The following is a 25,289-nucleotide window of genomic DNA, read 5'->3' as shown; positions in this document are numbered from 1 at the left end:
TGCAGAACGACGGCCGGAAGAGGTGTCCGGGGCGTGGGCCACGTAGATTCACGACGTGACACATTTGCCTGACCAAGGACCACAGCCGGGGGTGCACGACCTCGGTTACGCCCGTCTCGACACTGACCGCCTGGAGCGCACCGGCGACGCCGAGGTCGTGTACGGCGCCGGCAAGACGCCATCGCAGGTGGTGGAACTGCTGCGCACGCTGCACGCCACGCACCCGGACACCGCCGTACTGGCGACCCGGCTGACGCCTGAGGCGCAGTCTGCCGTTTCTGAGGCGCTACCGGAGGCTCTGGTCGACCCAGTCGGCCGTACGGCGGTTCTCGGCGCTGTGCCGGTTTTGCGGGGGACCGTGGCCGTGGTGGCCGCCGGTACGTCGGATGCGCCGGTCGCGCTTGAGGCGGCGACTACTGCGCGGGTGTTCGGGGCGAACGTCGAGATGATCACCGACGTGGGTGTCGCGGGGCTGCACCGGATCCTTGGCGTGCGTGAGCGGCTGGACACGGCTGACTGCCTGATTGTGGTCGCCGGGATGGAGGGCGCGCTGCCGAGCGTCGTCGGCGGGCTCGTCGGCGTACCGCTGGTGGCTGTGCCGACCTCTGTCGGGTACGGCGCTTCGTTCGGTGGAGTGGCCGCGCTGCTGGGGATGCTGAACTCGTGCGCGCCCGGCGTGACTGTGGTGAACATCGACAACGGCTTCGGGGCCGGCGTGTTCGCCGCCCGGGTCGCCCGCCGCGCAGCACCCCGTGAGACGAAGGACGAGTCGTGAAGGTCGCCTGGATCGACTGCTCCGCCGGCGCCTCCGGCGACATGCTCCTGGGAGCTCTCCTGGACGCAGGTGCCGACCTGGCCTACGTGAACGCCGCTGTGGCCGCCGTAGACCCCTCCCTCTCCGTCCAGGTCGGCAGAACCGCCCGCCACCAGATAGCCGCCCTCAAAGCGTCAGTGGAGGTCAACGGCACGCCCCACCCGGAAGGTCCTGCCGAAGCTGGACACGGGCATGGGCATGGACACGGCCACCACAGTCATGGGCCCACGCGGCCTTGGGCTGAGGTGCGGCGGATTCTCGAGGCGGCCGAGCTACCGGACGTCGTACGGGCGCGGGCGCTGGACACGTTTGCTCGGTTGGCTCGGGCTGAGGCCACTGCGCACGGGGTGGACGTTGAGGGTGTGCACTTCCATGAGGTGGGCGCGCTCGACGCCATCGCGGACATCGTGGGGGTAGCAGCGGCTTCCGTCTCGCTGGGGCTGGAGCGGGTGGTGGTCTCGACGATCGCGCTCGGCGGCGGTCGGCAGGTGAAGGGACAGCACGGAGGGATTCCGATTCCGGGACCCGCGGTGCTGCATCTGGTCGCTGAGGCCGAGGCACCCGTGATCGGGGGCACAGCGCCGTACGAGATGACGACGCCGACCGGAGCCGCCTTGCTGGCGACGCTGGCGGACGAGTTCGGGATGATGCCGCCGATGCGAGTCGGCCGCACGGGTGTGGGCGCCGGCGGACGGGACCCGGTCGAGGTACCGAACATCCTGCGCGTGATTGTCGGCGAGACCACCGAGCGGGCTGCGACCCAACTCGTCTACGAGACGAACATCGACGACCTGGACCCGCGCCTCTGGCCGCCGGTCCTGCAGCGCCTGCTGGACGCTGGTGCCGCCGATGCCTGGCTAACCCCGATCCTGATGAAGAAGGGCCGTCCGGCACACACCCTGTCCGTACTCGTCAGCAGCACGAACGCCGACGCCGTACGCCGCGTTGTCCTCACCGAGACCACCGCCATCGGCCTCCGCGAGTACGACATCCGCAAGCACGCCGCCGACCGCGAGTTCACCACCGTCGACGTCGACGGCCAGCAGATCAGCATCAAGATCGCCCGGTACGACGGCCAGGTGGTCAACGTTCAACCGGAGTACGAGGACGTGGTCACCGCGGCAGCCGAGCTCAAGCGCCCGGTCAAAGCCGTGATGGCCAAGGCGATCGCGGCCGCCGAGAACCTCTGGACCTAACGCCCGGAGTACGCCGGTGCGAAGAAGACCAGCAGCGACAGGTCTTCGGTGATGTCGACGAAGCGATGCTCCTCTTCAGCCGGAACGAAGAGGACATCGCCCGGTCCCACCGGCTCCGCACCGGACGGCGTCACGAACGTCGCCCGTCCGGCCGTCACCACGTAGATCTCTTCCTCGTGATGCGGCGCCTGGTCGTCCACCCCGCCGGCCGGGATCGAGTACGTCCCGACGGACATCGACTCCGTCCGCAGTTGTTCGACGTAGTCGTTCGGCTCCCGGCGCACGAAGACACCCGCGCCCACCAGCTTCTTCATCCGGTGAGGCTAACGCGCAGCAGCCTTCTCCGGAACGGCTTTTTGCTTCCGCCGCGGCCAGTCGTACGGCCACCACTGAGCCCCGCTGCGACGGGCCCAAATGATCAACCCCACCAGTACGGCGAGCTCGATCGCCGGGCAGATGGTGTCCCGCAGCCGCGCACTGAAGAACTCCAGCGAATCGGACAGGCTCGCCGCGACCTGCCGTGCATTCGGGTCGCGGCCAGGTACATACGCGATCGCGAGCATCGTCGTACGGACGACCATCAGGCCGTCGACCTTCGACGCCGCCATCACCGCGAGCGGCATCCACGCGATCACGTCGTACCAGGGCAGTGAGTACATCGCCGTCAGCACCCACGCGATCGCATAGATCGTCGTGTACCGAACCGCGGCCGGTACCGGGTCGTCCGGGTGCGTCTGCGGGACGAGCGACTTCGGCATCACCTGCGAGAGCAGGATCGCGACCACGATCAGGCCGACCCACGCCAGGATCGCGAGGATCGTCCGGACGAGCGCTCCGGGCAGGAACAGGTCGAAGAGACTGAGCAGCACCTTGTGCGGCGTACCGGTCGAGATGAACGACGTCTGCGAGCGCGCCTGCTGGAACGCCTGCAGCCCGAACACGCCGTACAGGCCGCCCATCGCCAGCGCGCCACCGCCGCAGAGGTAGATCATCTTGCGCCGGTCGCCGCGCAGCGACCACAGCATCGCGATCCCGACGAGCCCGATCGACAGCTTGGTCGCGCCGGCCATCCCGATCAGGAGGCCGGCCACGAAGATATGCCGGCGCAGCGCCACCAGGGCGAGCACCGCGAACATCACCGCGATCGAGTCGTTGTGTCCACCGGCGAGGACCGCGAACAGCAGCAGCGGGTTCGCCATCCCGAGCATCACGACGCGACGGCGGGCAGGCAGGTTCGGGCCGACGAGCTTGAACAGGAGCAGGCTGGTCAGAACCAGACTGATCGCGACCGACAGTTGCAGCATCCACACCGTGAGCTGCATCGAGTCGCCACCGATCAGCGACGACACCCACTGGATCCAGGTTGCGATCGGGCCGTAGACACTGCGCGCGCCCTGCCACGGCCGTTCGGTCGCGGCGATCACCGGGTCGTACCCGAGCCGGATGGTGTCGGCCGGCGCCGTCGTGTACGGGTTGCCGCCGAGCGTCATGATCCGCCCGTACGCCGCGTAGATCAGCACGTCACCCGAGGCCATCGGCGGCACCAGCGTGATGGCCGCCGTCGTACCGATGCCCAGGGCAACCAATCGGGTGAGGCGCGGGGCCCAGCCGTGCTTGAGCGCCTTCAGGGCCAGCCAGACGCCGTACCCGCCGAGGGCGATCGCGACGTAGATCATCACCGAGACGAGCCAGTCGTTCGGCTTCGTGTCGAACCAGTACGACGGGAGCCACGCGTGCCGGTTGGTCAGCGTCAGCACGACCACTGAGGGGCCGAGCAGTCCGACGGCCACGATCAACGCCGTACAGGCGAGGTAGAGCGCGACGGCGCGTCGGCCGTACCGCTCCGCCAGGCGCGGGTCGGCGGTCTGTTCCGCGCTCATGGCGTGGTCTTCCGCGGGAACAAGCTGCGGAGCGACGGTCCACCCTCGGCGGGCAACGCGCTCCGCGCCGCGAGCGCGCGGCGTACATGGAGGTACTGACGGCCGCGGTGCAACTGCCCGCGCAGGTCGGTCCCGGTCGCCCGGTGCCGCACGTCGATCGGAACCTCGAGGATCCGGAAGCCCTTCCGGCCGAGATCGATGCTCAGCGCGGTCTCGACCCCGAACCCGGCGGCCAGCGGTACGGCGGCCTCGAACGCGACCCGGGTGAGGCAGCGCTGGCCGGAGAGCGGTTGCTCGGGCGCCCAGCCGGTCGCCTCCTGGATCCCGGCGCGGGCCAGCTTGACCACGAACCCGTGACCGCCGGCCTTGGAACCATCCGCCCGGATCTGCGCCGGCAGCGTGCCGATCGTCATGTCCGCGCGGCCGGACTGCACCGGCTCGATCAGCGGCGCGACAGCGCTCGCGGTATCGGTCAGGTCGGCGTCGAGGAAGAGCAGGTGCCGCGGACGGGCGCCGTCGCGCTCGGCGACCGCCGCCGCGCCGGTCTCCATCGCGGCTGCCTTGCCCCGGTTGCGCTCGTGGCGCACCACCACGGCTCCGGCCCGCTCGGCCGCCTGCGCGGTCCCGTCGGACGAGCCGTCGTCGACAACCACCACCAGATCGACCCCGATGAGCTTGTGCACCGCGTCGACCGTCGCCGCGATCCGCGCCGCCTCGTCCTTCGCCGGAATCACACAGGCGACGGCACGCTCGAACGGCTCAGGGGATGAATCAGCACCGGACACAGCACCGCAGCCTAGTTGCTCACCAGCCGATCTCCCGCGTCAGCGGCCACCCGGATCGGACATCTCGTTCTTTCGTACGACGGCGGCGTTTTGCACTGCCAGGCATATTGTCGGACAATCAGACAGAACCTCGACATCCGCCATCCCGGCGGGTGCTGCCGTAGCGTGGTGGGCAGGACCGACGAGAGGGCGGGCGGATGAGCCAGATGTACGGCGTCGACAGCGAGGTCGGCACGCTGCGGACAGTGATGCTGCACCGGCCGGGGAACGAGCTGCGCCGGCTGACCCCACGCAACAACGACAAGCTGCTCTTCGACGGCATCCCGTGGGTGGGCCGGGCCCAGGACGAGCACGACGCGTTCGCCCAGGTGCTCCGCGACCGGGGCGTCGAGGTCCTCTACCTGCACGAGCTGCTGACCGAAGCACTCGGTGATCCCTCGGCGCGAGAGCAGGCTGTTGAGGGCGCGATCGCGGATCTGCGGCTCGGTGACACGCTGCGTTCGTACCTGGCGGCGTCGCTGACCGCTCTCGACCCGGCCCAACTGGCCGAGGCGCTGATGGCCGGCGTACGGAACGACGAGGTCCGGGCGGGTGGGCTGGTCACGTCGCTGCTCGCGCACGAGGACTTCCTGATCGACCCGCTGCCGAACCTGCTCTTCACCCGGGACTCGAGCGTCTGGATCCGGGACTCGGTCGCTGTGACGTCGCTGGCGATGCCGGCGCGCGTTCGGGAGACGCAGCTGACCGAGCTGATCTACGGCTTCCACCCACGGTTCGCCGGCGCGGACAAGGTCTACGACCACTCGCTCGAACACGTGGAGGGTGGAGATGTGCTCGCGCTCGGCCCCGGCGTACTGGCTGTTGGAGTTGGCGAGCGGACCACGCCGGCTGGTGTGGAGCGGCTGGCCCGGCGAGTGTTCGCGAAGGACCTGGCGCACACCGTGCTCGCCGTACCGATCGCGCAGCAGCGCGCCACCATGCACCTCGACACGGTCTGCACGATGGTCGACGTCGACGCCGTACTGATGTATCCGAACATGGCCGAGGAGATGCGGGCGCTCGCTGTCACCACCGACGGCGACCAACTGCACGTCGCCGAGTCCGAACCGTTCCTCGTCGCGGCCGCCAAAGCCCTCGGCATCGACACCCTGCGCCGCATCGACACCGGCCTCGACCCGGTCACCGCCGAGCGCGAACAATGGGACGACGGCAACAACACTCTCGCCCTCGCGCCCCGCGTCTGCATCGCCTACGAGCGCACCGTCGAGACCAACCAGCGCCTCGAGGAGTCCGGCGTCGAGGTCATCCGCATCTCCGGCTCCGAACTGGGCTCCGGCCGCGGCGGCCCCCGCTGCATGTCCTGCCCCGTCCTCCGGGACCCGGCCTGACTCCTTAGTTCACGCCCTCACTTGACGGCGCAAGTAAGGCGGACGACACGCGGAGTGAAATCGGGGCTTGTGCAGAGACCCTCTCCTGAGTATTCTCCACGCTAGGCCCAGGCCCTGTTGCTCCCCCGTCAGCAGGACTTGGGCCGTCCACGTCCCGAAGGCCCCCGCACACCACGTGTCCGGGGGCCTTCGCACGTCCGCCACCACGCCCCCTCCCCGGGCCCTCGCACGTCCCGCCCACGGACCGCCGACGCTCGCCCCCGGCCTTCGCACGTCCCGCCCCCGGACCGCCGACGCTCGCCCCCGTAGCGACCCGACCCCCGGCAATTTGAGGGGATCTCCCCTGAAGTTGTCCCTTCTCCCCTCGAAATTTGAGGGGAGAACCAGCAACCTGAGCGGATATCCGCTGAAATGCGCGCGGCCGCGGTGGAGGGGTTAACAGGCGGTCTGAGGCGGCTGGGAGTTAACGGATGGGCATGACGCAGGCCCCGGACGGGGAGTCCGGGGCCTGGGGTGGGAAGTTAGCGGATGGTTAGTTGGCGGCTGGCCAGGCCGGCTCGGGCGGCTCGTTCTTCCGTCGACAACGGGGTGTCGGTTGAGAGGGCCTTGTCGAGGGCGGTGGCGAAGTCGGCGGCGGGTTTTTCGACGTCGGTGGCTTCGGTGTCGGTGGGGAGTTCCCAGACGGGAGCCAGGACGCCGAGGGCGCGGAAGGAGCCGATCAGGCGGCTGCCTTCGACGAGGGCCGACTGGCCGGCAGCGTGCAGGCGGGCCAGGGCGTCGAGCACCGTGTCTTCGGTGTGGGGCAGGACCCAGCGCAGGTAGCGGCGGTCGCCGATCTGGGTCCAGTACGCCGCGTCGACGGACTCGAGGCGGACGGTCGGGGCAGCAGCGGCGTTGGCGCGCTCCAACCCGGCGGCGACCTCGCCGGTCGGGTCTTCGACGTTCTCGCCGACCCAGAAGTCGAAGCCTTCGTGGACCTTGACCTCGATCGGCTTCGAGGTGTCGATCAGGTCCTGGAGGCGGGGACCGTCCTTCATCAGGTCGCCGACCTGGATCGGGTTCCCGGGCTCGGTGGTCAGCGCGGCGGTGATCGCGTGTGCGACGTCGCGGGACGGGTCACCGGAGGAGGCGTGCGTCTGCAGGCCGATCCAGATGGTCTCGTCGTCGCGGACCAGGCCGGGCATCGCCATCGGCAGCAACGTCACCAGGTTGACGGTCTTGCCGGAGTCCTTCAGCACGACCTGCGCCGTACCGGACGGGACGATCTCGCGGAACGCGATCAGGTCACACTCGGACGGCAGCCCCTCGAACGGGCGCACCACCCAGGTGTCGGCGGCGGCCGCGATCTCCTTGCCGTGGCACTGCTTGAACCGCTTGCCCGAACCGCAGGGGCATGGTTCCCGCGGACCGACGTCGACCAGGTCGGCCGGGTCGAGAGTGACGGTCGTCGTGTTCTTGGCGCGCTGCCGCGACTTCTTTCCCATGGCGGCAGTCTTACAGTGAAGACCGTCCCACGGCCAACCAGCTAGTTGGGAACGATCGCGTGCACGGTCCGGTGCGTCGCTGCGGTGCGGACGTCCCAGTGCGACGTCAGTACGTCGACGATCGCCAGCCCGCGGCCACCGATCGACTCGGGGTGGGTGTCGTCGATCCGCTGCGGCTCGGTCTCACCGCGCCCGTCCGTGACCTCGACATGAATGCCGGCCTTGTCGATCCACCAGGCCGCGCGTACCTCACCGGCCGGCAGTGCGGGCGCGTACCGGATGGCATTGGAGAGCAGCTCCGACAGCACGAGCTGCGCGTCGTCACAGGCCGCGTCAGCGACCCGGTACCGCTTCAGGTAGGCGGCCAAACGGCGCCGGGCGTCCGCTACCGCGGACACTTCGTGCGGCAGTACGACGTCGACGATACTCACGTCGGCAGGCAGAGTCGCTGAGGACAAGCAGGGTCTCCTCGATGATCGGAACAGCCATCAGAGGTTCTGCCCAGCTTCTTGCCGAGGAAAACACCGGCAGGTATTCCGTTACACAGTCCCGCCGGTAGATCACGGCGACTGTCGGGAAACTGTAATAAAAGCGACGGTATTTAACGTAACAATGACCGCGCGCATTCAACGAACTACGTTTCCGGACGTCCTATCTCACGCGCTTCGTCGGACAATATCCGGAGTACAGACTCCGGCCGGTCACTGATGATCGCGTCCACTCCGATCTCGCGGCAGTGCCGAATGTCGGCCTCCGCGTTCACGGTCCACACATGCACCTGGTGACCGTGCTTGTGCGCGCGATCGACGTACTCGGGGTGGGCGGTGACGATCTCCAGACTCGGGCCGGCGTACGAGACACCGGTCGGCAGCGACCCGTCCCGGAACCGCAGCGGCACCCGGTCCATCAGCAGCACGGTTCGCAGCTTGGGCGCCAGCACCCGCATTCGCCGCAGCGACAGCCACGAGAAGCTCATCACCCGGACGGGCGACTCCGTGCCGACCTTCGGATGCGACCAGCCGTATCGCCCGAGCGCCTCGATCAGTCGCCGTTCCACCAGTCCGGCGTACCGCGTCGGGTGCTTGGTCTCGATCGCCAGCTCCAGCGGCCGCCCGGCGTCGCGGACGGTCGCCAGCAGCTTGTCCAGCGTCAGAACCTTGGACAGGTCCGGATCCGGCAGCTCGGCCTCGTCGTCGAGATCCGACCACGGGTTCTTCCACGATCCCCAGTCGAAGCTCTCCAGCTCCTGCAGGCTCATCGTGGACAGCACGCCACGGCCGTTCGATGTGCGTTCGATCCGGCGGTCGTGGACACAGACCAGATGACCGTCAGCGGTCAGCCGGACGTCACACTCCAGCCCGTCGGCCCCGGCATCGATCGCCCGGCGGTACGCCGCCAGCGTGTGCTCGGGACTGGTTTCACTGGATCCACGGTGCGCCACGACGCTTGGGCGTTTCCCCATAGAGGTAACTCTGACACGGAAGCGGTCAGGGCAGGATGATCGCCATGGAGATGCGTGCGATCGTGCTGGACCACCCGGTCGAACCGGAGGAATTACGAGTACGGCGAGTGCCGGTTCCCGAGCCGGATCCGGGCTGGGTGCGGATCAAGGTGGAGGCCTTCGGACTGAACCGCTCGGAGTATCACCTCCGCGAGGGCCTGGCCGCCGGAGTGACGTTCCCGATCATCCCCGGCATCGAGGCGGTCGGCACCGTCGACAAGGCCCCGAACGGCGAGTACCACCCCGGCCAGCAGGTCGCCGCGATGATGGGCGGGATGGGCCGCAGCTATGACGGCGGATACGCCGAGTACGTCGTCGTACCGGCCTCGTCGGTCACCCCGGTCAGCACCGATCTCGACTGGGCCACCTTTGGCGCGCTCCCCGAGATGCTGCAGACCGCCCACGGCTCGCTGTTCACCGGCCTGGCCATCGAACCCGGCCAGAGCATCCTGATCCGCGGCGGTACGTCGTCCGTCGGGGTGGCCGCCGCGGCGATTGCCAAGGAACACGGTCTGACCGTCTTCTCCACCACCCGCAATCCCGACCGCGTCGACGTTCTCCGGGAACACGGAGTCGACCATCCGATCGTTGACGACGGCAACGTCGCGGAAAAGGTCCGGGAAATCCAGCCGGACGGCGTCCAGGCCGCTCTCGAACTGGTCGGCACTAATGTTCTTCCGGACACTCTGAAAGCCGTCGCCGTGCACGGTACGGCGTGCTTCACCGGAATGCTCAGCGACAACTGGACGATCCCGGACTTCTATCCGATGGACTATCTTCCGAACGGCGTCCGGCTCACCGCGTACGGCGGCGAGAGCAGCGATCTCCCCGCCGAAGCTTTCCAGCGGTACGTCGACCTCGTGGCCGCCGGCAAGCTCCCGATCCGCATCGACCGGGTCTTCACGATGGACGAGATCGGCGAAGCCCACCGGATCATGGCCGACGGCAAGGCAGTCGGCAAGCTGGTCGTCACAGTGAACTGATGCAGGGGGCGCCGCCCCCGACGCCCCCCGCATCAGGTCAGCCGGTTGCCTCCTGCAACAGCGAGGCCCGGCCAGCAGGACGCGCCAGACCGTAGTGGTCTCTCAGCGTCGTCCCGGTGTACTCGGTGCGGAACAGTCCACGGGCTTGCAGGATCGGGATGACCTCGTCCACGAACACGGTCAGCCCGGACGGAAGCACCGGCGGCATGATGTTGAAGCCGTCGGCTGCTCCGGCCGTGAACCACTGCTCGATCGCGTCGGCCACCTGGTCCGGCGTACCGGTGAAGGTGCGGTGGCCGCGGCCGCCACCGAGGCGGCCGATCAGCTCGCGCACGGTCAGCTTCTCGCGCCGGGCGAGCGTGACGATCAGCGTGTAGCGACTCTTCGCGCCCTCGATCTCGTCCTCGTCCGGCAGTTCGGCCGGGAGCTGCTGGTCGAACGGCAGGGCCTCCGGCGCGACCCGCAGCGTCTTGGCCAGCTGCAGCCGCGCGTACTCGGGCCGGATCAACTCATCCAACTGCGCCTCCAGCCGCTGAGCCTCCTCGACGGTCGATCCGATCACCGGCACAATCCCCGGCAGAATCTTGATCGTCGAGGGATCGCGGCCGAGCGCCGCCGTACGGGCTTTCAGATCGCGGTAGAAGTCCTGAGCGTCCTCAAGCGTCTGCTGCGCCGTGAACACGGCCTCGGCGTACCGGGCGGCCAGGCCCTTGCCGTCCTCCGACGATCCGGCCTGCACGATCAGCGGGTGCCCCTGCGGCGAGCGCGGCAGGTTGAGCGGGCCGCGGACCTGGAAGTGCCGGCCGACGTGATCGATCGGTACGACGCGGTCGTTGACCGCCCAGACGCCGGCCTCCTTGTCGGCGATCGCGGCGTCGTCCTGCCACGAATCCCACAGCTTGTACGCGACCTCGAGGAACTCCGCCGCGCGGTCGTACCGCTCCGCATGCGCCGGCTGATCGGCCAGGTTGAAGTTCTTCGCCGCGTCCGGTCCCGCCGTGGTCACGACGTTCCACCCGGCGCGACCGCCGCTGACGTGATCGACGCTCGCGAACCGCCGCGCCAGGTTGTAAGGATCGTTGTACGTCGTCGACGCCGTCGCGATCAGCCCGATCCGCGACGTGACCGCGGCGATCGCGGTCAGCAGCACGGTCGGTTCGAGCGAACCCGCCGGACGCCGGCCGACCTCGCCGAACAACGCCGGCGAATCCGCGAAGAACACCGAGTCGAACAATCCGCGCTCGGCGATCCGGGCCAGCTCCTGATAGTGCGCGACCGACGTGTTCGCGAACGGATTGCTCTCCGGCAACCGCCACGACGCCTCGTGATGCCCGGTGCTCATCAGGAACGCATTCAGGTGCAACTGCTTACTCACAACGAAACCCCCAACGCGTCAAGGAGCCGCGACCGCACCGCGGCGAACTCCGGGTCCGCCGAGCTCCGAGCGGCCCCCAGCGAGATCACCTCTTCAGCAACCAACCGACCAGCATCAAGGACGATCACCCGGTCGGCCAGCACGATCGCCTCATCGACGTCATGCGTCACCAGCAGTACGGCGGGCTGGTGCGCCGCGCACAACTTGCGCAGCAACGCGTGCATCTTCAGCCGGGTCAGCGCATCGAGCGCACCAAAGGGCTCATCGGCCAGCAATAGCTCAGGTTCACGGACCAGCGACCGCGCCAACGCGACCCGCTGCTGCTCACCGCCCGACAGCTCGTTGGGCCAAGCGTCCTCCCGTCCGGCGAGCCCAACCTCGGCCAGACTCTGCCGCCCACGCTCCTCTGCGCCCCGCAGCCCGAGCACGACGTTGTCCAATACCTTTGCCCACGGCAACAACCGGGAATCCTGGAAGACAACCGACACCTGCTCCGGTACGGCGATCTCTCCCGAACCGTCGACCGATGGATCCAGACCGGCCAGCGCCCGCAGCAACGTACTCTTGCCGGAACCACTCTTTCCCAGCAGGGCAACGAATTCCCCGGGCGCGATGTCCAGATCAACACCATCCAGTACGGCGCGATCGTCGTACTGGCGTACGAGGTCGCGGACCTGGACAGTGGTTACGATGCCAGCGTACGGCGCCACGTCAGGGCCCTCCTCTGAATCAAGCGGACAACGCCGTCGGAGAGCAACCCGAGAATGCCGTACAGGACCAGACCGACGATGATGATGTCGGTCTGCCCGTAGGTCCGGGCCAGCTCCATCATGTAGCCGATACCGCTGGTGGCGTTGATCTGCTCGACCACCACCAGCGACAGCCAGGCGCCGGTCACGGCGAACCGCAGACCGAGCAGGAACCCGGGCAGCGCACCCGGCAGGACGACCCGGCGGATGAACTCGCGCTGCGACAGACCCACGGTCTGCGCGAGTTCGACGTACCGGCTGTCGATCGTGCGCAGGCCGTTGTGCGTGTGTAAGTAGATCGGGACGAAGACGCCGAGCAGGATCGTCACGACCTTCATCGACTCACCGATGCCCAGCCACAGAATCAGCAGCGGGAGCAGGGCGAGTGACGGGATCGCGCGCTTGATCTGGATCGGGCCGTCGAGAACCGCCTCGCCGAGCCGGGACAGGCCGGAGATCAGCGCCAGTACGACGCCCAGCACGATGCCGAGGGCGAGTCCGAGCAGGGCGCGTTGCGACGACGTCCACAGGTTCGACTGCAGGCGGCCGTCGGAGATGAGCTCACCGGCGGTCGTGACAACCGTCCACGGCGCCGACAGGACGCGCTGGTCGATCCAGCCGGTGGCCGAGCCGATGCTCCACACGGCCAGCAGCAGAACCGGTCCGATCGCGGCACCGAACTTGATCGGCTTCCCCGGTCCGAGCCGTCGCCGCCGTACGACGGGAGCGGTCCGCGCCGCAGTCCGCACTCCCGGCAGCGTGGTGACGGTCATTTGACCGCTCCTGCCTTGATCGCGTCGGCCGCGACGGCCTGGAACCGCAAGTCGTACAGGTCCTTGGCCTGGATCACCGGGTTCTTGGTCTCCTTGGCCAGCAGTTCGATCGTCTCCTGGTGCCGGGTGATCGCGTCACTCCAGTCGGCCGGGATGTCGGCGTGTCCGGCGTTGTCGACCAGCCACTGGCCGTCGGCCTCGGTGAGCCCCTGGTCCTTCACGTAGTACCCGGCGATCCATTCCTTCGGGTGCTTGTCGATCCAGTCCTGCGCGACACCCCAGGCCGCGACGTACGCGCGGATCGCGGCCGCCTTGGCGGGATCCTCGAGCGACTCGACCGGCCCGTAGAGGTGACCGGCGTCGTCCCGCAGACCGTGCTGCAGGGTGGTCGCGCCGTCCTTGCCGTACTTCGTCTGATACCGCTTGATCTGTACGCCGCCGATCGGGGCGACGTCGACCTGCTTACCTGCAAGGGCGTTCACGTACACGTCGCCGGTGCTCGGGATCTCGATCAGCTTCACGTCGTCCTTGGTCAGCCCGGCCTTCTTGAGCACCTTGAGGATCAGCGCACCCTGCGCCTGCCCGGGGCTGTAGGCGATCGACTTGCCGCGCAGGTCGGCGAGCGTCTTGACGGTCACGCCCGGCGCGATGCCGAGCTCGTAGATCGGGTGGTTGATCGGGTCCTGGCGGAATTTCGAGGCGACGATCTTCACGTGCAGCCCGGTCCAGGTCGCGTGGATCGCCGGGATCTCGGCCACCGAACCGAGATCCAGCGCCTTCGCCCGGAACGCCTCGGTGGTCTGCGGACCGCCGCTCAGGTTGGCGAACTTGACGTACTTCTCCACCTTGTCGAGCTGACCCGACAGTTTGAACGCGACCTGGGTGGCCGGATCACCGACGACGATCTTCGTCCCGTCGGGCACGCTGGTCGGCAGGGGCGCGTCCAGCGCGAGCTTCTGACCACTACCGCCGGCCTGGGCCGCGCCACCACATCCGGTGACAACGAGGGCGAGGGCCAGTACGGCGTACTTGAACTTGTTAGACATGGTGAACCTTCGGGGTGGCGGTGGCGTAGCGGCCGTCGTGATAGAGCAGGGGCTCGTGCTCACGACGTTCGGTGTGGGTGATCAGGCGCGCGACGACCAGGTAGTGGTCGCCGACGGCGAAGCGGTGTTCGACATGCGCACGCAGGACGCTCGGCGCCTCGTCGAGCACGGGCTCCCCGGTGCGCAGGCGGGACCAGCGGGTCGGCGCCGCGAAGCGGTCGATCCCACTGGTGGCGAAGCGGCCGGCGATCGCATGCTGGTCATCGGACAGGAAGTTGATCGCGAGGGACGCGGTACGGCTGACGGTCGGCCAGCTGGACGCCTTGGTGTCGATCGCGAACGACACCAAGGGCGGCAGCAGGCTGACCGATACCAGTGAGGTGGCGGTGAAGCCGACCGGGCCGTGCCCGGCGTCGGCGGTGATCACCACGACGCCGGCGGCGTGGCGACGGAACACGTTCCGGTAGACGTCGGCGTCGACGATCCGCTCCTCGGAGCGGTCCGGGACCAGTGTCAGGGCAGGGCGATGCACAGCAGGGACGGACATAACTCTCCCTCGGACGAAGGCAAGGGCATGCTGAAGATCGGGGTGGTGGGGCGGGGAAGGAATCAGTTGAGAGGCGCTCAGGCCTCGTACGGCGCTCAGCGCCGGATCACCAGGGGACGCAGGTCACCGACAGGTGGCGCTCGCCGTCCGGAGCAGATCGATGACGCGACGGCGGGTGAGCAAGGTCGTCGTCATGTCAGCAATCTTCGCATCTATGTCTACTGGAGTACTCGACAATCCCACGATGCGGGACAACCGTCCGAAAACGGGCCACCCTCACACCCTGCGCACCCGCTGCGTTTAATGGTCGTGATGACTGACGCACTGCCGCCGTTCCAGGCGCTCGTCGACGCGCACTGGCGAGACGTCGCCCGGCTCGCGCGTGCCCTGGCCGGGCCGGTGGACGGTGACGACGTGGCACAACGCGCCTGGGAGAAGGCGTTCGCCGCTTATGCCGGGTTGACCTCGGCCAAGAACCTGCGCGGCTGGTTGCTCACGATCACGGCCCGCTGCGCGACCGACGTACATCGGGCTCGAAAACCGCAGCGCCCGCTCGACGATGCGCCACCGATCGCGGTCGACGGCCCGGACGCCGCCGACTGGCCCGATCCCGATCTGTGGCAGGCGGTCAACGGGCTGCCCGAGCGGCAGCGGTACGCGATCACGCTCAAGTACGTCGGCGACCTGGACCACCACGGTGTGGCCGCCGCCCTGGACACCACCCCCGCAGCCTCGCGGCGCCTTGTCAGCGACGCCCTCGCGACCCTGCGCCGCACACTCGGAGTTGACGCATGAACTCACTGGAGGACCGGCTGACCCGGTTCAGCACCCCTGACCTCAAACCACCCGTCCTGCCGGACGCCGACGTCGCCTACACCCTACACGACACCCCGATCGGCACACTGCTGCTCGCGATCGCGCACGGCCGGGTGGTGGCGAGCTCCTTCGGCGACGAGGAGACGATGACCGGGCGACTGGCCCGCGCGATCTCCCCCCGGGTACTACGCCAGCCGCGCGCACTGGACGTCGTACGGAAGGAGCTGGACGAATACCTCGCCGGAGACCGGCAGGAATTCACCGTGCCGGTCGATCTCGCGCTCGCGACGCCGTTCCAGCAATTGGTCTTGAGTGATCTCCGCACGCACACCAGCTATGGCCACACCAAGACCTACGGCCAGCTCGCCGGAGAGATCGAACGACCCAAGGCAGCACGAGCAGTCGGTACGGCGCTGGGCGCGAACCCCGTGTGTGTCCTACTGCCTTGCCACCGGGTGATCGGCGCGAGCGGCGCGCTGACCGGGTACGCGGGCGGCCTCGAGGCGAAGCGCTACTTGTTGAATCTCGAAAAGAAAAGAATTCTTTCCCCGTAGCCACCGGACGCGTTTTACAGTTAATGCAAACAGGGAGCAGGTCCCCAATGTGGAGTGGGGATCTGCTCCTATTCTTTCGGGGTCGAGACCGGTCCCGTCCCCTCACCCCAGTCTCAGCCAGCGGACCCCTGCTACGACCGCGTACACCTCATCGGGAGCCGGCACACGTGATCAGGTGTCCGAGGTCCCCAGCTCATGTCCCCAGTACGGCGGTTTGCTGCGCGGCAATTTGAGGGGATCTCCTCTCAAGTTGCCGGTTCTCCCCTCGTTTTTTGACCAGAGAACCGTCGACTTGAACGGATAACCCACCAGGTGCCGAGGTCCAGTAGAACCCTCACAACGTCCGAAGACACGCCGACCACGTCCGTCGATCCTTCGGACGTTGGCGCGGTGGTCAGGCGTTGGCGCGGTGGTCAGGCGTGGATCTCGAGGATCAAGCGGCGGCGGCCGCCCCACTCGCGCTTGTAGACCTTGTAGTTGTCGATCCCCGCGGCGGCGCAGAGCCGGCCGTAGCTGATCTCGTCGTGGATGTAGTGCACGCTGCTCAGCCCGTCGGCGTGCTCGGTGGTGACGATCCGGTGCTCGGGCCCTTGGCGCATGCCCAGTGCGATCTCGCCGGCCTTGGCCGGTCCCCAGGCCGGGCCCTCGATGACCGCGATCCCGCCCGGCTTCAGCACCCGGGAGATCTCGCAGATCGTCGAGATCTGCTCGTCCTCGGCGAACAACTCGTGGAACGCGGTCCACAGGCAGATCACCGCGTCGAACGAGTCCCACGCATACGGCAGATCGGTCATCGACCCGATCGCCCAGTCGATCGCCAGCTCCTCCTCGACCGCCTGGGCGCGGCCGGCCTCGATCAGGTTCGGCGAGATGTCGAGGCCGCGCACGGTCTTCCCGGCCCGCGCCAGCGGGAGGCTGATCCGGCCGTAACCACAGCACAGGTCAAGGACCGTTTCGCGGCCCTCCAGGAGTTCTTCGACGGCCTTGACGATGTCTGCGTCCCGCTCGGGCGAGGTCCGCGCGGACAGACCGTCGACGCCGAGTTCGGCGTACTCGGCCCGGCTGCGCAGTGCGGAGTTGAGCATGGGCGCAAGTATCCCGCGTGCCGCAGGTCAGTTGTCCACCGGTACGCGGGTCACGATCCGGCCGCGACCGATTTTGCCGGCGTACGCAGCTTGCCGAGCACGACCGCGGCCGCCATGGAGACGATGATGCTGGTGTAGGTGGCACCCAGCCAGCCAGGTACGGCGTGTCCGCCGAAGAGCTTGCCTTGGACATCGAGCCAGAACGGCGACCATCCGGCGACCGTGCCCGGATTCACCAGCTGGTAGGCGACGAAGCCGATCAGCCACGCGACCGCGGGCGGCCAGCGGAACTTCGCCGTACCGGAGACGTCCCAGTTCATCTTGCTCACCAGGAAGAAGTCGGCGATCGCGACCGCGAACAGCGGGATGAAGACCGAGCCGATCAGGTAGAGGAACTGCGTGTAGTTGCCCAGGTCAACCAACAGCGCGAGGCCGGTGGCGAGGACGCCGATCGCGACCGAGATCCAGCGGCGGTCGACGTGACCGATCAGGTTGTGCGCGGCCATCGTGGTCGAGTAGACGTTCGCATAGGCCTCGTCGACCTCGTCGACCAGCAGCACGAACAGCGCGATCGCGCCGGCCGGCAATGTCACGAGCGCGGTGATCACGCCTTCGCTGTCGGTCTGAAGCGTCGCCACCGCGAAGACGCCCAAGGCGTAGTACAGGATCGCGGCCAGGCCGTAGCCGAGCGCGGAACCTCCGAACGCGGCCTTGTTGGTCTTCGAGTGCCGCGTGTAGTCCGCGGCCAGCGGAGCGAACGAGACGACGCCCGCGGCGGCCAGGTCGACGGCCGGCCAGAACCCGAACACACCGTCCTGCGGGAGACCGTGGACCGGCTTGCTCAGCACCTGAACAAAGAGGTAGATCGAGGCAATCAAAACCAGCCAGACCATGAACTTGCGCAGGACTTTCACGCTGCCCAGTGGCCGAACCGCCATCGTGGTGGCGATGATTCCGGCCAGTACGACGAACAGCCAGCGCCAGCGTTCACTCGTCACCGCGACCGCGGCCTGCGCGATCACGATGATCTCCATCGTGGCCCAGCCGATGTTCTGCGCGATGTTCAGCACGGTCGGGGCCATCGACCCGCGACGGCCGAAGATGCCTCGCAGCGCGGTCATCGCCGGTGCTCCGGTCTGCGAGCCGAAGACGGCCGCGCCGCCGAGCACCAGCGCACCCATCCCGCATCCGACGACCACGGCCAGCAGGCCCTGCCACAACGAACCCGTGTACGCCGCGACCAGCGCGCCGGTGACCGGGCCGAACAGGGAGATGCCGAAGTTCCCCCAGAGGGTGAACTGATCGAGGAACCCGAGGGTCCTCGGCGCATCCGTGGTGAGGACGAGCGGTGCCTCAGTGCTGCTGGCAGGACGAACTGCAGTGTCAGTCATCGCGATCCCTACGCCGGCATTACCCGGTCAGGTTCAGGCGGTCGGCGACCCGGATTGTCTCGTCGCCCTCTCAGCCCGCATTCGGCGCGAGCTCCCGCAGAGGTTTGCTACCGCGTCAACGATACTGCGTCAGCCGGTTGGCCGCGCGGCGGCTGCTCGGTGGATGAGCGCAGCCACCTCCGGGCCGTTGGTCAGCACCGGCATGTGCGACCCGGTGGAGAGCGTGCGCGCCTCCCCGTGGGTCAGCTCGGCCAGCCTGCGCGCGAAGTCGGCTGACGACAGGTGGTCGTGCTGCGAGCGGATGATCACCACTGGCGCCTTGACGCGGGTGATCACGGCGGCCAGGTCGTGCTTCCGGCAGGCGGCCGCGGCCCGGGCGATCGTCGGCATCCCTGTCCGCGCGTACTGCGGGGCGAGGACCGGGATGAGCTTTGGCGACTCCGGGGCGGCGGACTCCAGCCAGCGCATGCCTAGGTCCAGCCAACTGGAGGCCTTCGTGTCACCGCTCGGAGCGATGAGCACCAGTGCGTGCACCAACTCGGGGTGCGCGACGGCCAGCTCCACTGCGATCTGGGCACCGGCGGAGTGCCCGACGAGCACGGAACGCTCGCGTATCTTCCGCTCCAGGATCGCTGCGAGCGCCTCGGGGTGCAGGTCCTCACGCTCGCCCGCAGGTTCGCCGTACCCGGGCAGTGTCACCACGTTGTAGGGCAGGGAGAGATGCTCGACGGTCGGTGCGTACGACTCGATGCCCAGGCCGAGGCCTGGGACGAGTACGACGGGGGTGCTCACTCCCAGGGTGGACGGCCGGGCGCGGACCGGACCACGGTGTCGTAGTCCGGCTTGAGCTCGCGGTAGCCGAGGAAGAGGCCGACTGCGAGGAGCAGCAGTCCGAATCCACCCCAGGCGTACGCGGTCGGCAGCCGGTCCAGAGTGGCGTCGACGGAGCCCAGACCGGTCGTCAGCACCATGATCAGCCAGATGAGCAGTGGGACGAGCGAGACGGCGACCACTGCGCCGCCGATGATCTCGGACAGCTCTGGCTGGCGATTGATCTTGCGACGACCCAGCACGTCACGCGCCCACAGGGCCAGGGCCGCCACACCTACTAGAACGATCAGCAGCTGACCGAGCGCGTCGATGACGTCGGTGCGCAGTGGGTGGTTGAGCGGTGAGCCCGGTGCCTGGGTGATCTCCCGGATCGAGACCCGCTGGATCGAGATCACCATCAGGCCGTAGATCGCCGCGATCAGCGTGGCCAGCAGGACCACCTTGGCCGCCCGCGGGTCCCGGTCGGCGAAAGGCTCCTTGCGCCCGTACGTCGGGAAGTGCTCCGGGTGCGCGTCCACGGGAGCGCCGTACGGGTGTCCGGGCCGGTAGCTCGGTGGCTGCGCCGGGTCGGTAGGCGGACCGCCGTACTGGCCTGGCTGGGAGCCGTAGGGCTGCGACGGCGCGTAGGGGGCAGGCGGTAGCGGCTGACCGCCGCCGGCATACGTGCCACCGCCGTACGGCGTGGGCGGAGCGAAGTGCTGCTCCTCGCCGTGCTGTGCGTTGTCCGGCTGCTGCTCAGGCTCCGGATCACGCCCGTACGTCGGGAAATCCTGTGACGACATCGCTGCTCCCTCCCTCGGGACTCAGCTTCTCACGGGAGCTGGTCAGGTGGCCTTGATCGTCGGCCATGCGTTCGGACGACAGCCACCGAGGCCTTTCGTCTGCTGCATCATCACCGGCGCCGGCGTCTTCGCCTTCGCACAGGTCGAGTGCCCATGCCCAAGCGCGTGCCCGACCTCATGGTTCACCAGATAGCTCCGGTAGAGCGCGACATCCCCGCCGTACGCCGGTACCGCGTACATCCACCGCTTCGCGTTCAGCACGACCCGGTCCTCGACCCGGCACGACACCTCACCACCGGTGTCGAGCGGCAGACACAGCTTGTCGGTCAGCGTCGGCGTGGCCACGATGATCCGCAGATCCACGTCATCGGAGTCAGTCCGCTCGAAGCTCACCGGATGCACCGCCTGCCACCCGCGCGGATCGGTCAGCGTCTTGTGAATCGCCTCCGCCACCGCCGCCGGGTTCACCGACACACCCTGCTCGATCTCAACCCGATACGTCAGCTTGTCCCGCACGCCGTTGGCCTTGTTCGACCCCGGCACCACACTCAGCTTGCCGCTCGACACCGTCACATTCGGCTTCGCGCCCTTCGGTTGCCGAGTCAACGTAGGTGCCGGCCGCAACGGAGTCGTCAAATGCGTAGAAGGCGTAGGCACGGGTGTCGGCACAGTTGTCGGGGCCGCCAGCGCAACCGGAGTGCTTGCCCCGGCAACAACCTCAGCAGCCAGACTCCGCCGCCCCGTCACATCCGGATGCACCACCATCACAGTCCCCAGCACCGCCAACGCAGTCACCGAAAACCACTGCACCCGATAAGACCGCCGTCGGCTGTGCCGCCCGCGCGCAGACACCCCAGCACGCTGGCCAGTCCGCCCGGTGGTCATGCCGATTCACCCTACAGACTGACCGGCTGTGCACAAAAGGGCAGCCGAGGGGGTTACGCCGTACGGGTGCGGAGGAACTTACCGAAGTGGGGGACGGTGAAGGCTACGGTGCCGCGTTCGGCGGAGAAGACGAGGCCTTTCTTGATCAGGCCGTCTCGGGCTGGGGAGAGGGACTGGGGTTTGCGGTTGAGCGTGGTGGCTACTTCGGCCGTTGGCACTGAGCCGTCGTCGGCGGCTATGCCTAGTTCGGCCATTGCTCGCATGTACTCGCGTTCGGCGGGGGTGGCGCGTTCGTAGCGGGAGCCGAAGAAGCCGACCGTTAGTTCGGCGGAGGCTTCGGGGCCGGCTACGGCTACGTCTTTGATGGTGATGGGGGAGGTGGGTGCGTGGTCCCAGGTGGCGTGGGCGAAGGCTTGGACGAAGTACGGGTAGCCGTCGGTCTGGGCGTAGAGCTCGTCCAGCGCCTCAGGGTCGTACTGAACGCCTTCACTCTCCGCAGGGATCATCAGAGCGCGGTCACACGCCTCACGCGCCAGCCGGTCCACCCGGACGTAGCGGAACAGCCGCTCGGAGTAGGACTTACTAGCGGACAGTACGGCGGGCAGGTGCGGCAGACCGGCGCCGACAACCACCATCGGCGCACTCTGCTGCGAGATCTCGTGACAAGCCGCGCACAGCGCCGACAGGTCGTCCGCACTGATGTCCTGCATCTCGTCGATGAACAGTCCGACCCCAACGGACAGATCACCGGCCAGATCAGCCGCATCGGTGAACAGCTCGATCAGGTCCATCTCCAGATCACCGGAGTCGGCGCGACCCTTCGCAGCGGCCACGTCAACCGGCGGGTGCCAGCGAATACCCTTCCGGTCGTTCACGTCGGTCCGCAGCGCAAAAGCCTTCAGTACGGCGCTGAACTGGTCGACGCGCTCGTCGTCCCGGTGCCGGTGTCCCAGCTCCCGCATGGCCGTGTGCAGCGCCTGAGCGATCGGCAACCGGATGCTCTGATCAGGACGGGCCTCGATCTTCCCGGTACCCCAGGCGCGCTTGATCGCCTGACTGCGCAACGTGTTGAGCAGAACGGTCTTGCCCACTCCACGGAGTCCGCTCAGAACCAGACTCCGCTCGGGCCTGCCTGCGGCGACCCGTTCGAGCACTACCTCGAACTGCCGCACCTCGGTGTCGCGACCGGCCAGCTCAGGCGGGCGCTGACCGGCGCCGGGCGCATAGGGATTCCGAATCGGATCCATGCTGTCACTGTATGAGGCCGTCTAGCGTTTTCCGTAGATTGACCAATCAACAACCAGAGCGTGTCGCGAGCAGTGTCTACAGCTTTCTAGCATCAGAACTAGATTCCACTAGAGGCGTCTAGCAACGATGTCGAACCGGTGCCAGTGCTTCGGACCACTCATAGCCCGCCCATCCAGCTCCACCGACTTCAGCTGCAGCACGTCCCATCCGGTCAGCAACTCCCGAACCTCCGCCTCACTGTGCACAGTCAAGCCAGGCTCAGAGGCCCAGGAGTCCCGCGGCCCGAGCAGCTGACCGGCAAACAACCCACCCGGCCGCACAGCCCGCGTCACCACCGCCCACACCTTCGCGAACCGCTCCGGCGGCGCAAAGAACAGACTGAACCCCGCGTACACGTAGTCCGCCGCCGGAGGCTCAGCAGACCACAGTTCGCTGTGCTCCAGCGTCAGCCCGGGGAGTCCGGCCGTACGACGCTCCACCTCCGCCAGCGCCGCCGTACTGGAGTCGACAGCGTGCACCTGCCACCCACGCTGCAGCAGATCGAGCACCTCATTACCTGCCCCACACCCGAGGTCCACTGCGGTCCCCACACGCTCCACCAACTCGACCGTCCGCAGATAGAAAGGACGTGGCGCCGCCCCGGTGGTGTGGGCCACGTACGGCGTCCAGTCGCTGAAGTCCGGCATCGGGCGAGTTTCGCAGGTGTCAGTGACGCGTCAAGAGCACTATGGTGCGGGCATGGTCGGGCGGGTGGAGTGGGCTGAGCAGGCCGCGGCGTTGTACGAGCGGGTGCACCAGCAGTACGTCGGCGGTGCCCGCAAGCTCGAGGCGCTGATCAACGAGCTGATCGGTGAGGAAGAGGGCATCAACTACCTCACCGCGACCGCCCGGGCCAAGGACCCTGAGTCGTTCCTGGCCAAGGCCGCCAAACCGCATCCGGACGATCCGAACCGGCCCAAGTACGACGAGCCGCTGGAGCAGATCACCGATCTGGTCGCGGCCCGCGTCATCACCTTCCTGGTCGAGGCCGTGGACCGTGTGTGCGAGGTGATCGAGGAGGAGTTCGAGATCGTCGAGCACACCGACATGGGCGCGCATACCCGCGCGCAGGGCGTGTTCGGCTATGCCAGCAAGCACTTCCTGGTCCGGCTGAACGCGCATCGGCGCGAGCAGCCGGAGTTCGCCGTACTGAAGAACCTGACCATGGAGATCCAGGTCCGGACCGCGGTTCAGCACGCCTGGGCCGAGTTCGAGCACGACATCCGGTACAAGCTGGACATCCCGCCGGACCGCAAGCCGGAGTTCGACCGGCGGTTCCTGCTGGCGGCCGCACTCATGGAGCTGGCCGACAACGAGTTCACCGAGATCGACCGGCTCTACCGTGAGCTGGCCGCCGCTGCGCCGGACAAGTCGCCACGGCAACTCGACACGTCGATCCTGACGACGTACCTGACCCGCCGCTACCCGGACGCCCCGCACGCCAAGACGAACCACTATGCGTGGATCCTCGGCATCCTGGCCCGGATGGGCGTCACCACCGAAGAGAAGCTCACCGACCTGCTCTCCGGTATCGACAGCCTCGCCGTCCAGGCCGCCATGACGCACCGGTTTCCCGCCGGCACCGTACGGCGGTTGGACGACGACCTGCTCGCTGCGGGCGGATCGTCGTACATCGACCTGTTCCCGGACGAGGAGCGCCGGCAGAAGATCCTGCGTGGTCGGCTGAAGGCCCTCAGCCGGGCCGGCATCACCGAGGCTTGACGAGGTCCTCGGCGACTACAGCCGCAGTACGGCGAGCCCAGGCACCTGTGGTGATCAGGCCAAGCGTGAGCACCAGCAGGCCGCAACCGGCGATGAGGTACCAGTACAGCCGGGCGGCCGAGACGAATCCGCTCTCGAGCGGTCCGACGAGTCGCGCGGCCAGAACCGTACCGGCGATCGCCACCCCGAGTGAGGCACCAACCTGACGGCTCGTCGACGCCACGGCGGCCGCGACTCCCGCCTGCTCGCGAGGCATCCCGGAGACGGCCGCATTCGTGATGGGCGAGTTCAGCATGCCGAAGCCGATGCCGAAGACCAGATAGCCGAGCGCCAGCACCAGCACCGTCGTCGACGTAGTCAGCCGGGACAGGATCAGGCCGGACGCAGCCAGCATCGTCCCCGCCACCACTAGCGGCAGTCGCGGCCCACGGTGCCCGACCAGCCAGCCAGAGATGGGCGCGAACACCACAGTCATAGCCGCCATCGGCAGAGTCAGCAGTCCCGCATGCAGTGCGGAGTAGCCACGCACAGACTGCAGATACAGCGAGTTGAGGAACAGAAACCCAGACAGTGCGGAGAAGCCGGCCACTGCGATCAGCGTGGCCCCGGAGAACGGCGCACTGCGGAAGAAGCGCGGTTCCAGCAACGGCTGGTCCCTGCGCTGCTCGTAAAGCACCAGCGTGACCGCAGCAATCACAGTCAGTGCGAAGCAGCCCAGAATCAGCGGTGAGGTCCACCCGGCCTCACGGCCCTCGATGATCCCGTAGGTCAACCCACCAAGCAGCAGTACGACGAGCACCTGCCCGACCGGGTCGATCCGCCGCGGTACCAGCGACCGCGACTCCGGCACGAACAACGCAGCCAGTACGACGGCTAGTAGCGTCACCGGCACGTTGATCCAGAAGATGAACCGCCACCCGACGCTGTCGACCAATGCACCGCCCACGACCGGGCCGACCGCCATGCTCAGTCCGACGACGCCACCCCACACACCGATCGCCTGCGCGCGCTCCCGCGGATCGGTGAACGTGTTGGTGATGATCGACATCGCCACCGGGTTCAGCATCGACCCACCGATCGCCTGCAGCATCCGGAACGCGATCAGCAGGTCTACCGTCGGCGCGAACCCGCAGAGCAGCGACCCGATCCCGAAGAGCAACAGGCCGGCCTGGAACGTCCGCCGCCGACCCACGCGGTCCGCAGTGGACCCGGACACCATTAGCAGACTCGCCAGCACCAGCGTGTAGGCGTCGATCGTCCACTGCAGCTCGGTCACCGACGCACCCAGCTCGGAGCGGATCGCGGGCAGCGCCAGGTTCACGATGGTCGAGTCGAGACCCACGATGAACAAGCTGGAACAGCAGATCCCAAGGACGGCCAGCCGCCGCCTGCGACTCAACTCGTCATCCATCGCT

General features: G+C 67.8%; 26 protein-coding genes and 1 riboswitch. Of the genes, 7 read left to right on the top strand and 19 right to left on the bottom strand.

Going from position 1 to position 25,289, the window contains the following annotated elements; genetic code table 11:
- Window positions 1–55: 55 nt before the first annotated feature.
- The gene (gene larB, locus ACFVWG_RS17645) at window positions 56–775 is read left to right on the top strand and encodes a nickel pincer cofactor biosynthesis protein LarB (RefSeq protein WP_391544348.1); all 720 of its coding nucleotides are present in this window, start codon (window positions 56–58) and stop codon (window positions 773–775) included.
- On the top strand, window positions 772–2,010 hold the full coding sequence (gene larC / locus ACFVWG_RS17640; protein ID WP_391544347.1) for a nickel pincer cofactor biosynthesis protein LarC: 1,239 nt from the start codon (window positions 772–774) through the stop codon (window positions 2,008–2,010). The genes larB and larC overlap by 4 nt, the downstream gene beginning before the upstream one ends.
- Here larC and ACFVWG_RS17635 read toward each other — a convergent pair.
- Genes ACFVWG_RS17635 through ACFVWG_RS17625 form a run of 3 tightly spaced genes read right to left on the bottom strand, consistent with a single transcriptional unit; the run spans window position 2,007 to window position 4,675 of the window.
- Complete coding sequence (locus tag ACFVWG_RS17635; protein WP_391544346.1) at window positions 2,007–2,324, bottom strand: cupin domain-containing protein; 318 nt, start codon at window positions 2,322–2,324, stop codon at window positions 2,007–2,009. The genes larC and ACFVWG_RS17635 overlap by 4 nt on opposite strands.
- 9 nt (window positions 2,325–2,333) lie before the next feature.
- Window positions 2,334–3,890 carry a DUF2029 domain-containing protein gene (locus ACFVWG_RS17630; protein WP_391544345.1) on the bottom strand — a complete coding sequence of 519 codons (1,557 nt, stop codon included), beginning with the start codon at window positions 3,888–3,890 and terminating at the stop codon, window positions 2,334–2,336.
- A complete protein-coding gene (locus ACFVWG_RS17625) occupies window positions 3,887–4,675 on the bottom strand; it encodes a glycosyltransferase family 2 protein (protein ID WP_391544344.1) in 789 nt (262 codons plus the stop codon). Before ACFVWG_RS17625 ends, ACFVWG_RS17630 begins: the two co-directional genes overlap by 4 nt.
- 197 nt (window positions 4,676–4,872) lie before the next feature.
- Between ACFVWG_RS17625 and ACFVWG_RS17620 the strand changes: the two genes are divergently transcribed.
- A complete protein-coding gene (locus ACFVWG_RS17620; protein WP_391544343.1) occupies window positions 4,873–6,063 on the top strand; it encodes an arginine deiminase in 1,191 nt (396 codons plus the stop codon).
- Between the two features lie 521 nt (window positions 6,064–6,584).
- Here ACFVWG_RS17620 and ACFVWG_RS17615 read toward each other — a convergent pair.
- The 3 genes from ACFVWG_RS17615 to ACFVWG_RS17605 all read right to left on the bottom strand — a co-directional run bounded on the left by ACFVWG_RS17615 (window position 6,585) and on the right by ACFVWG_RS17605 (window position 9,009).
- Window positions 6,585–7,547, bottom strand: a complete 963-nt coding sequence (locus tag ACFVWG_RS17615; protein WP_391544342.1) for a DUF5926 family protein — start codon at window positions 7,545–7,547, stop codon at window positions 6,585–6,587.
- Window positions 7,548–7,588: 41 nt separating this feature from the next.
- Window positions 7,589–7,978, bottom strand: a complete 390-nt coding sequence (locus tag ACFVWG_RS17610; RefSeq protein ID WP_391544341.1) for an ATP-binding protein — start codon at window positions 7,976–7,978, stop codon at window positions 7,589–7,591.
- A 203-nt stretch (window positions 7,979–8,181) separates the two neighbouring features.
- Window positions 8,182–9,009, bottom strand: coding sequence for a glycerophosphodiester phosphodiesterase (locus tag ACFVWG_RS17605; RefSeq protein WP_391544340.1), 828 nt, complete (start codon window positions 9,007–9,009; stop codon window positions 8,182–8,184).
- A gap of 44 nt (window positions 9,010–9,053) precedes the next feature.
- Between ACFVWG_RS17605 and ACFVWG_RS17600 the strand changes: the two genes are divergently transcribed.
- A complete protein-coding gene (locus ACFVWG_RS17600; protein WP_391544339.1) occupies window positions 9,054–10,031 on the top strand; it encodes a zinc-binding alcohol dehydrogenase family protein in 978 nt (325 codons plus the stop codon).
- 37 nt (window positions 10,032–10,068) lie between these two features.
- Here ACFVWG_RS17600 and ACFVWG_RS17595 read toward each other — a convergent pair whose 3' ends face one another.
- The 5 genes from ACFVWG_RS17595 to ACFVWG_RS17575 are packed head-to-tail and all read right to left on the bottom strand — an operon-like array spanning window position 10,069 to window position 14,521.
- Entirely contained in the window at window positions 10,069–11,406 is a 1,338-nt protein-coding gene (locus ACFVWG_RS17595) for an LLM class flavin-dependent oxidoreductase (RefSeq protein ID WP_391544338.1), read from the bottom strand.
- Entirely contained in the window at window positions 11,403–12,116 is a 714-nt protein-coding gene (locus ACFVWG_RS17590; protein WP_391544337.1) for an ABC transporter ATP-binding protein, read from the bottom strand. The genes ACFVWG_RS17595 and ACFVWG_RS17590 overlap by 4 nt, the downstream gene beginning before the upstream one ends.
- Window positions 12,092–12,928 (bottom strand): ABC transporter permease, encoded by an 837-nt coding sequence (locus tag ACFVWG_RS17585; protein WP_391544336.1) that lies wholly within the window; start codon window positions 12,926–12,928, stop codon window positions 12,092–12,094. Before ACFVWG_RS17585 ends, ACFVWG_RS17590 begins: the two co-directional genes overlap by 25 nt.
- Window positions 12,925–13,974 (bottom strand): ABC transporter substrate-binding protein, encoded by a 1,050-nt coding sequence (locus ACFVWG_RS17580; RefSeq protein WP_391544335.1) that lies wholly within the window; start codon window positions 13,972–13,974, stop codon window positions 12,925–12,927. Before ACFVWG_RS17580 ends, ACFVWG_RS17585 begins: the two co-directional genes overlap by 4 nt.
- Complete coding sequence (locus ACFVWG_RS17575; protein ID WP_391544334.1) at window positions 13,967–14,521, bottom strand: flavin reductase family protein; 555 nt, start codon at window positions 14,519–14,521, stop codon at window positions 13,967–13,969. The genes ACFVWG_RS17580 and ACFVWG_RS17575 overlap by 8 nt, the downstream gene beginning before the upstream one ends.
- A gap of 312 nt (window positions 14,522–14,833) precedes the next feature.
- On the opposite strand from ACFVWG_RS17575, the gene ACFVWG_RS17570 reads away from it, so the two are divergent.
- Together ACFVWG_RS17570 and ACFVWG_RS17565 are read left to right on the top strand one after the other, a co-directional pair.
- Window positions 14,834–15,316, top strand: a complete 483-nt coding sequence (locus ACFVWG_RS17570; protein ID WP_391544333.1) for an RNA polymerase sigma factor — start codon at window positions 14,834–14,836, stop codon at window positions 15,314–15,316.
- Complete coding sequence (locus tag ACFVWG_RS17565) at window positions 15,313–15,891, top strand: methylated-DNA--[protein]-cysteine S-methyltransferase (protein ID WP_391544332.1); 579 nt, start codon at window positions 15,313–15,315, stop codon at window positions 15,889–15,891. Before ACFVWG_RS17570 ends, ACFVWG_RS17565 begins: the two co-directional genes overlap by 4 nt.
- Window positions 15,892–16,304: 413 nt before the next feature.
- On the opposite strand, the gene ACFVWG_RS17560 is transcribed toward ACFVWG_RS17565, so the two are convergent.
- From ACFVWG_RS17560 to ACFVWG_RS17530, 7 genes are all read right to left on the bottom strand, one after another.
- Window positions 16,305–16,976 carry a class I SAM-dependent methyltransferase gene (locus ACFVWG_RS17560; protein ID WP_391544331.1) on the bottom strand — a complete coding sequence of 224 codons (672 nt, stop codon included), beginning with the start codon at window positions 16,974–16,976 and terminating at the stop codon, window positions 16,305–16,307.
- Between the two features lie 50 nt (window positions 16,977–17,026).
- A complete protein-coding gene (locus tag ACFVWG_RS17555; protein ID WP_391544330.1) occupies window positions 17,027–18,367 on the bottom strand; it encodes a purine-cytosine permease family protein in 1,341 nt (446 codons plus the stop codon).
- Window positions 18,355–18,475: riboswitch (TPP riboswitch) on the bottom strand. (Overlaps the previous gene by 13 nt.)
- 21 nt (window positions 18,476–18,496) lie before the next feature.
- Complete coding sequence (locus tag ACFVWG_RS17550; protein ID WP_391544329.1) at window positions 18,497–19,159, bottom strand: alpha/beta fold hydrolase; 663 nt, start codon at window positions 19,157–19,159, stop codon at window positions 18,497–18,499.
- Window positions 19,156–19,980 (bottom strand): hypothetical protein, encoded by an 825-nt coding sequence (locus ACFVWG_RS17545; protein WP_391544328.1) that lies wholly within the window; start codon window positions 19,978–19,980, stop codon window positions 19,156–19,158. Before ACFVWG_RS17545 ends, ACFVWG_RS17550 begins: the two co-directional genes overlap by 4 nt.
- Before the next feature lie 42 nt (window positions 19,981–20,022).
- The gene (locus ACFVWG_RS17540; protein ID WP_391544327.1) at window positions 20,023–20,586 is read right to left on the bottom strand and encodes a DUF3152 domain-containing protein; all 564 of its coding nucleotides are present in this window, start codon (window positions 20,584–20,586) and stop codon (window positions 20,023–20,025) included.
- A gap of 332 nt (window positions 20,587–20,918) precedes the next feature.
- The gene (locus ACFVWG_RS17535) at window positions 20,919–22,112 is read right to left on the bottom strand and encodes an ATP-binding protein (RefSeq protein WP_391544326.1); all 1,194 of its coding nucleotides are present in this window, start codon (window positions 22,110–22,112) and stop codon (window positions 20,919–20,921) included.
- A gap of 108 nt (window positions 22,113–22,220) precedes the next feature.
- The gene (locus ACFVWG_RS17530) at window positions 22,221–22,799 is read right to left on the bottom strand and encodes a class I SAM-dependent methyltransferase (RefSeq protein ID WP_391544325.1); all 579 of its coding nucleotides are present in this window, start codon (window positions 22,797–22,799) and stop codon (window positions 22,221–22,223) included.
- Window positions 22,800–22,851: 52 nt separating this feature from the next.
- Between ACFVWG_RS17530 and ACFVWG_RS17525 the strand changes: the two genes are divergently transcribed.
- Window positions 22,852–23,874: a GTP pyrophosphokinase family protein gene (locus ACFVWG_RS17525; RefSeq protein WP_391544324.1), complete on the top strand. Its 1,023-nt coding sequence runs from the start codon at window positions 22,852–22,854 to the stop codon at window positions 23,872–23,874.
- Here the strand turns inward: ACFVWG_RS17525 and ACFVWG_RS17520 are convergent.
- Entirely contained in the window at window positions 23,861–25,285 is a 1,425-nt protein-coding gene (locus tag ACFVWG_RS17520; protein WP_391544323.1) for an MFS transporter, read from the bottom strand. The two genes, ACFVWG_RS17525 and ACFVWG_RS17520, sit on opposite strands and share 14 nt — an antisense overlap.
- Window positions 25,286–25,289: the final 4 nt, after the last annotated feature.

The sequence above is a fragment of the Kribbella sp. NPDC058245 genome (assembly GCF_042882005.1).
GTDB lineage: Bacteria > Actinomycetota > Actinomycetes > Propionibacteriales > Kribbellaceae > Kribbella.
Note: the sequence above shows the minus strand (reverse complement) of the source record. Positions and strands in the feature narration are given on the sequence as shown.

Coding starts and splice junctions, on each gene's coding strand:
- ACFVWG_RS17635 (WP_391544346.1), bottom strand. CDS start 2,324: ATGAAGAAGCTGGTGGGCGCGGGTGTCTTCGTGCGCCGGGAGCCGAAC.
- ACFVWG_RS17630 (WP_391544345.1), bottom strand. CDS start 3,890: ATGAGCGCGGAACAGACCGCCGACCCGCGCCTGGCGGAGCGGTACGGC.
- ACFVWG_RS17575 (WP_391544334.1), bottom strand. CDS start 14,521: ATGTCCGTCCCTGCTGTGCATCGCCCTGCCCTGACACTGGTCCCGGAC.
- ACFVWG_RS17520 (WP_391544323.1), bottom strand. CDS start 25,285: ATGGATGACGAGTTGAGTCGCAGGCGGCGGCTGGCCGTCCTTGGGATC.
- ACFVWG_RS17530 (WP_391544325.1), bottom strand. CDS start 22,799: ATGCCGGACTTCAGCGACTGGACGCCGTACGTGGCCCACACCACCGGG.
- ACFVWG_RS17600 (WP_391544339.1), top strand. CDS start 9,054: ATGGAGATGCGTGCGATCGTGCTGGACCACCCGGTCGAACCGGAGGAA.
- ACFVWG_RS17560 (WP_391544331.1), bottom strand. CDS start 16,976: ATGCTCAACTCCGCACTGCGCAGCCGGGCCGAGTACGCCGAACTCGGC.
- ACFVWG_RS17585 (WP_391544336.1), bottom strand. CDS start 12,928: ATGACCGTCACCACGCTGCCGGGAGTGCGGACTGCGGCGCGGACCGCT.
- ACFVWG_RS17535 (WP_391544326.1), bottom strand. CDS start 22,112: ATGGATCCGATTCGGAATCCCTATGCGCCCGGCGCCGGTCAGCGCCCG.
- ACFVWG_RS17555 (WP_391544330.1), bottom strand. CDS start 18,367: ATGACTGACACTGCAGTTCGTCCTGCCAGCAGCACTGAGGCACCGCTC.
- ACFVWG_RS17570 (WP_391544333.1), top strand. CDS start 14,834: ATGACTGACGCACTGCCGCCGTTCCAGGCGCTCGTCGACGCGCACTGG.
- ACFVWG_RS17545 (WP_391544328.1), bottom strand. CDS start 19,980: ATGTCGTCACAGGATTTCCCGACGTACGGGCGTGATCCGGAGCCTGAG.
- ACFVWG_RS17580 (WP_391544335.1), bottom strand. CDS start 13,974: ATGTCTAACAAGTTCAAGTACGCCGTACTGGCCCTCGCCCTCGTTGTC.
- ACFVWG_RS17620 (WP_391544343.1), top strand. CDS start 4,873: ATGAGCCAGATGTACGGCGTCGACAGCGAGGTCGGCACGCTGCGGACA.
- ACFVWG_RS17565 (WP_391544332.1), top strand. CDS start 15,313: ATGAACTCACTGGAGGACCGGCTGACCCGGTTCAGCACCCCTGACCTC.
- ACFVWG_RS17525 (WP_391544324.1), top strand. CDS start 22,852: ATGGTCGGGCGGGTGGAGTGGGCTGAGCAGGCCGCGGCGTTGTACGAG.
- ACFVWG_RS17605 (WP_391544340.1), bottom strand. CDS start 9,009: ATGGGGAAACGCCCAAGCGTCGTGGCGCACCGTGGATCCAGTGAAACC.
- ACFVWG_RS17615 (WP_391544342.1), bottom strand. CDS start 7,547: ATGGGAAAGAAGTCGCGGCAGCGCGCCAAGAACACGACGACCGTCACT.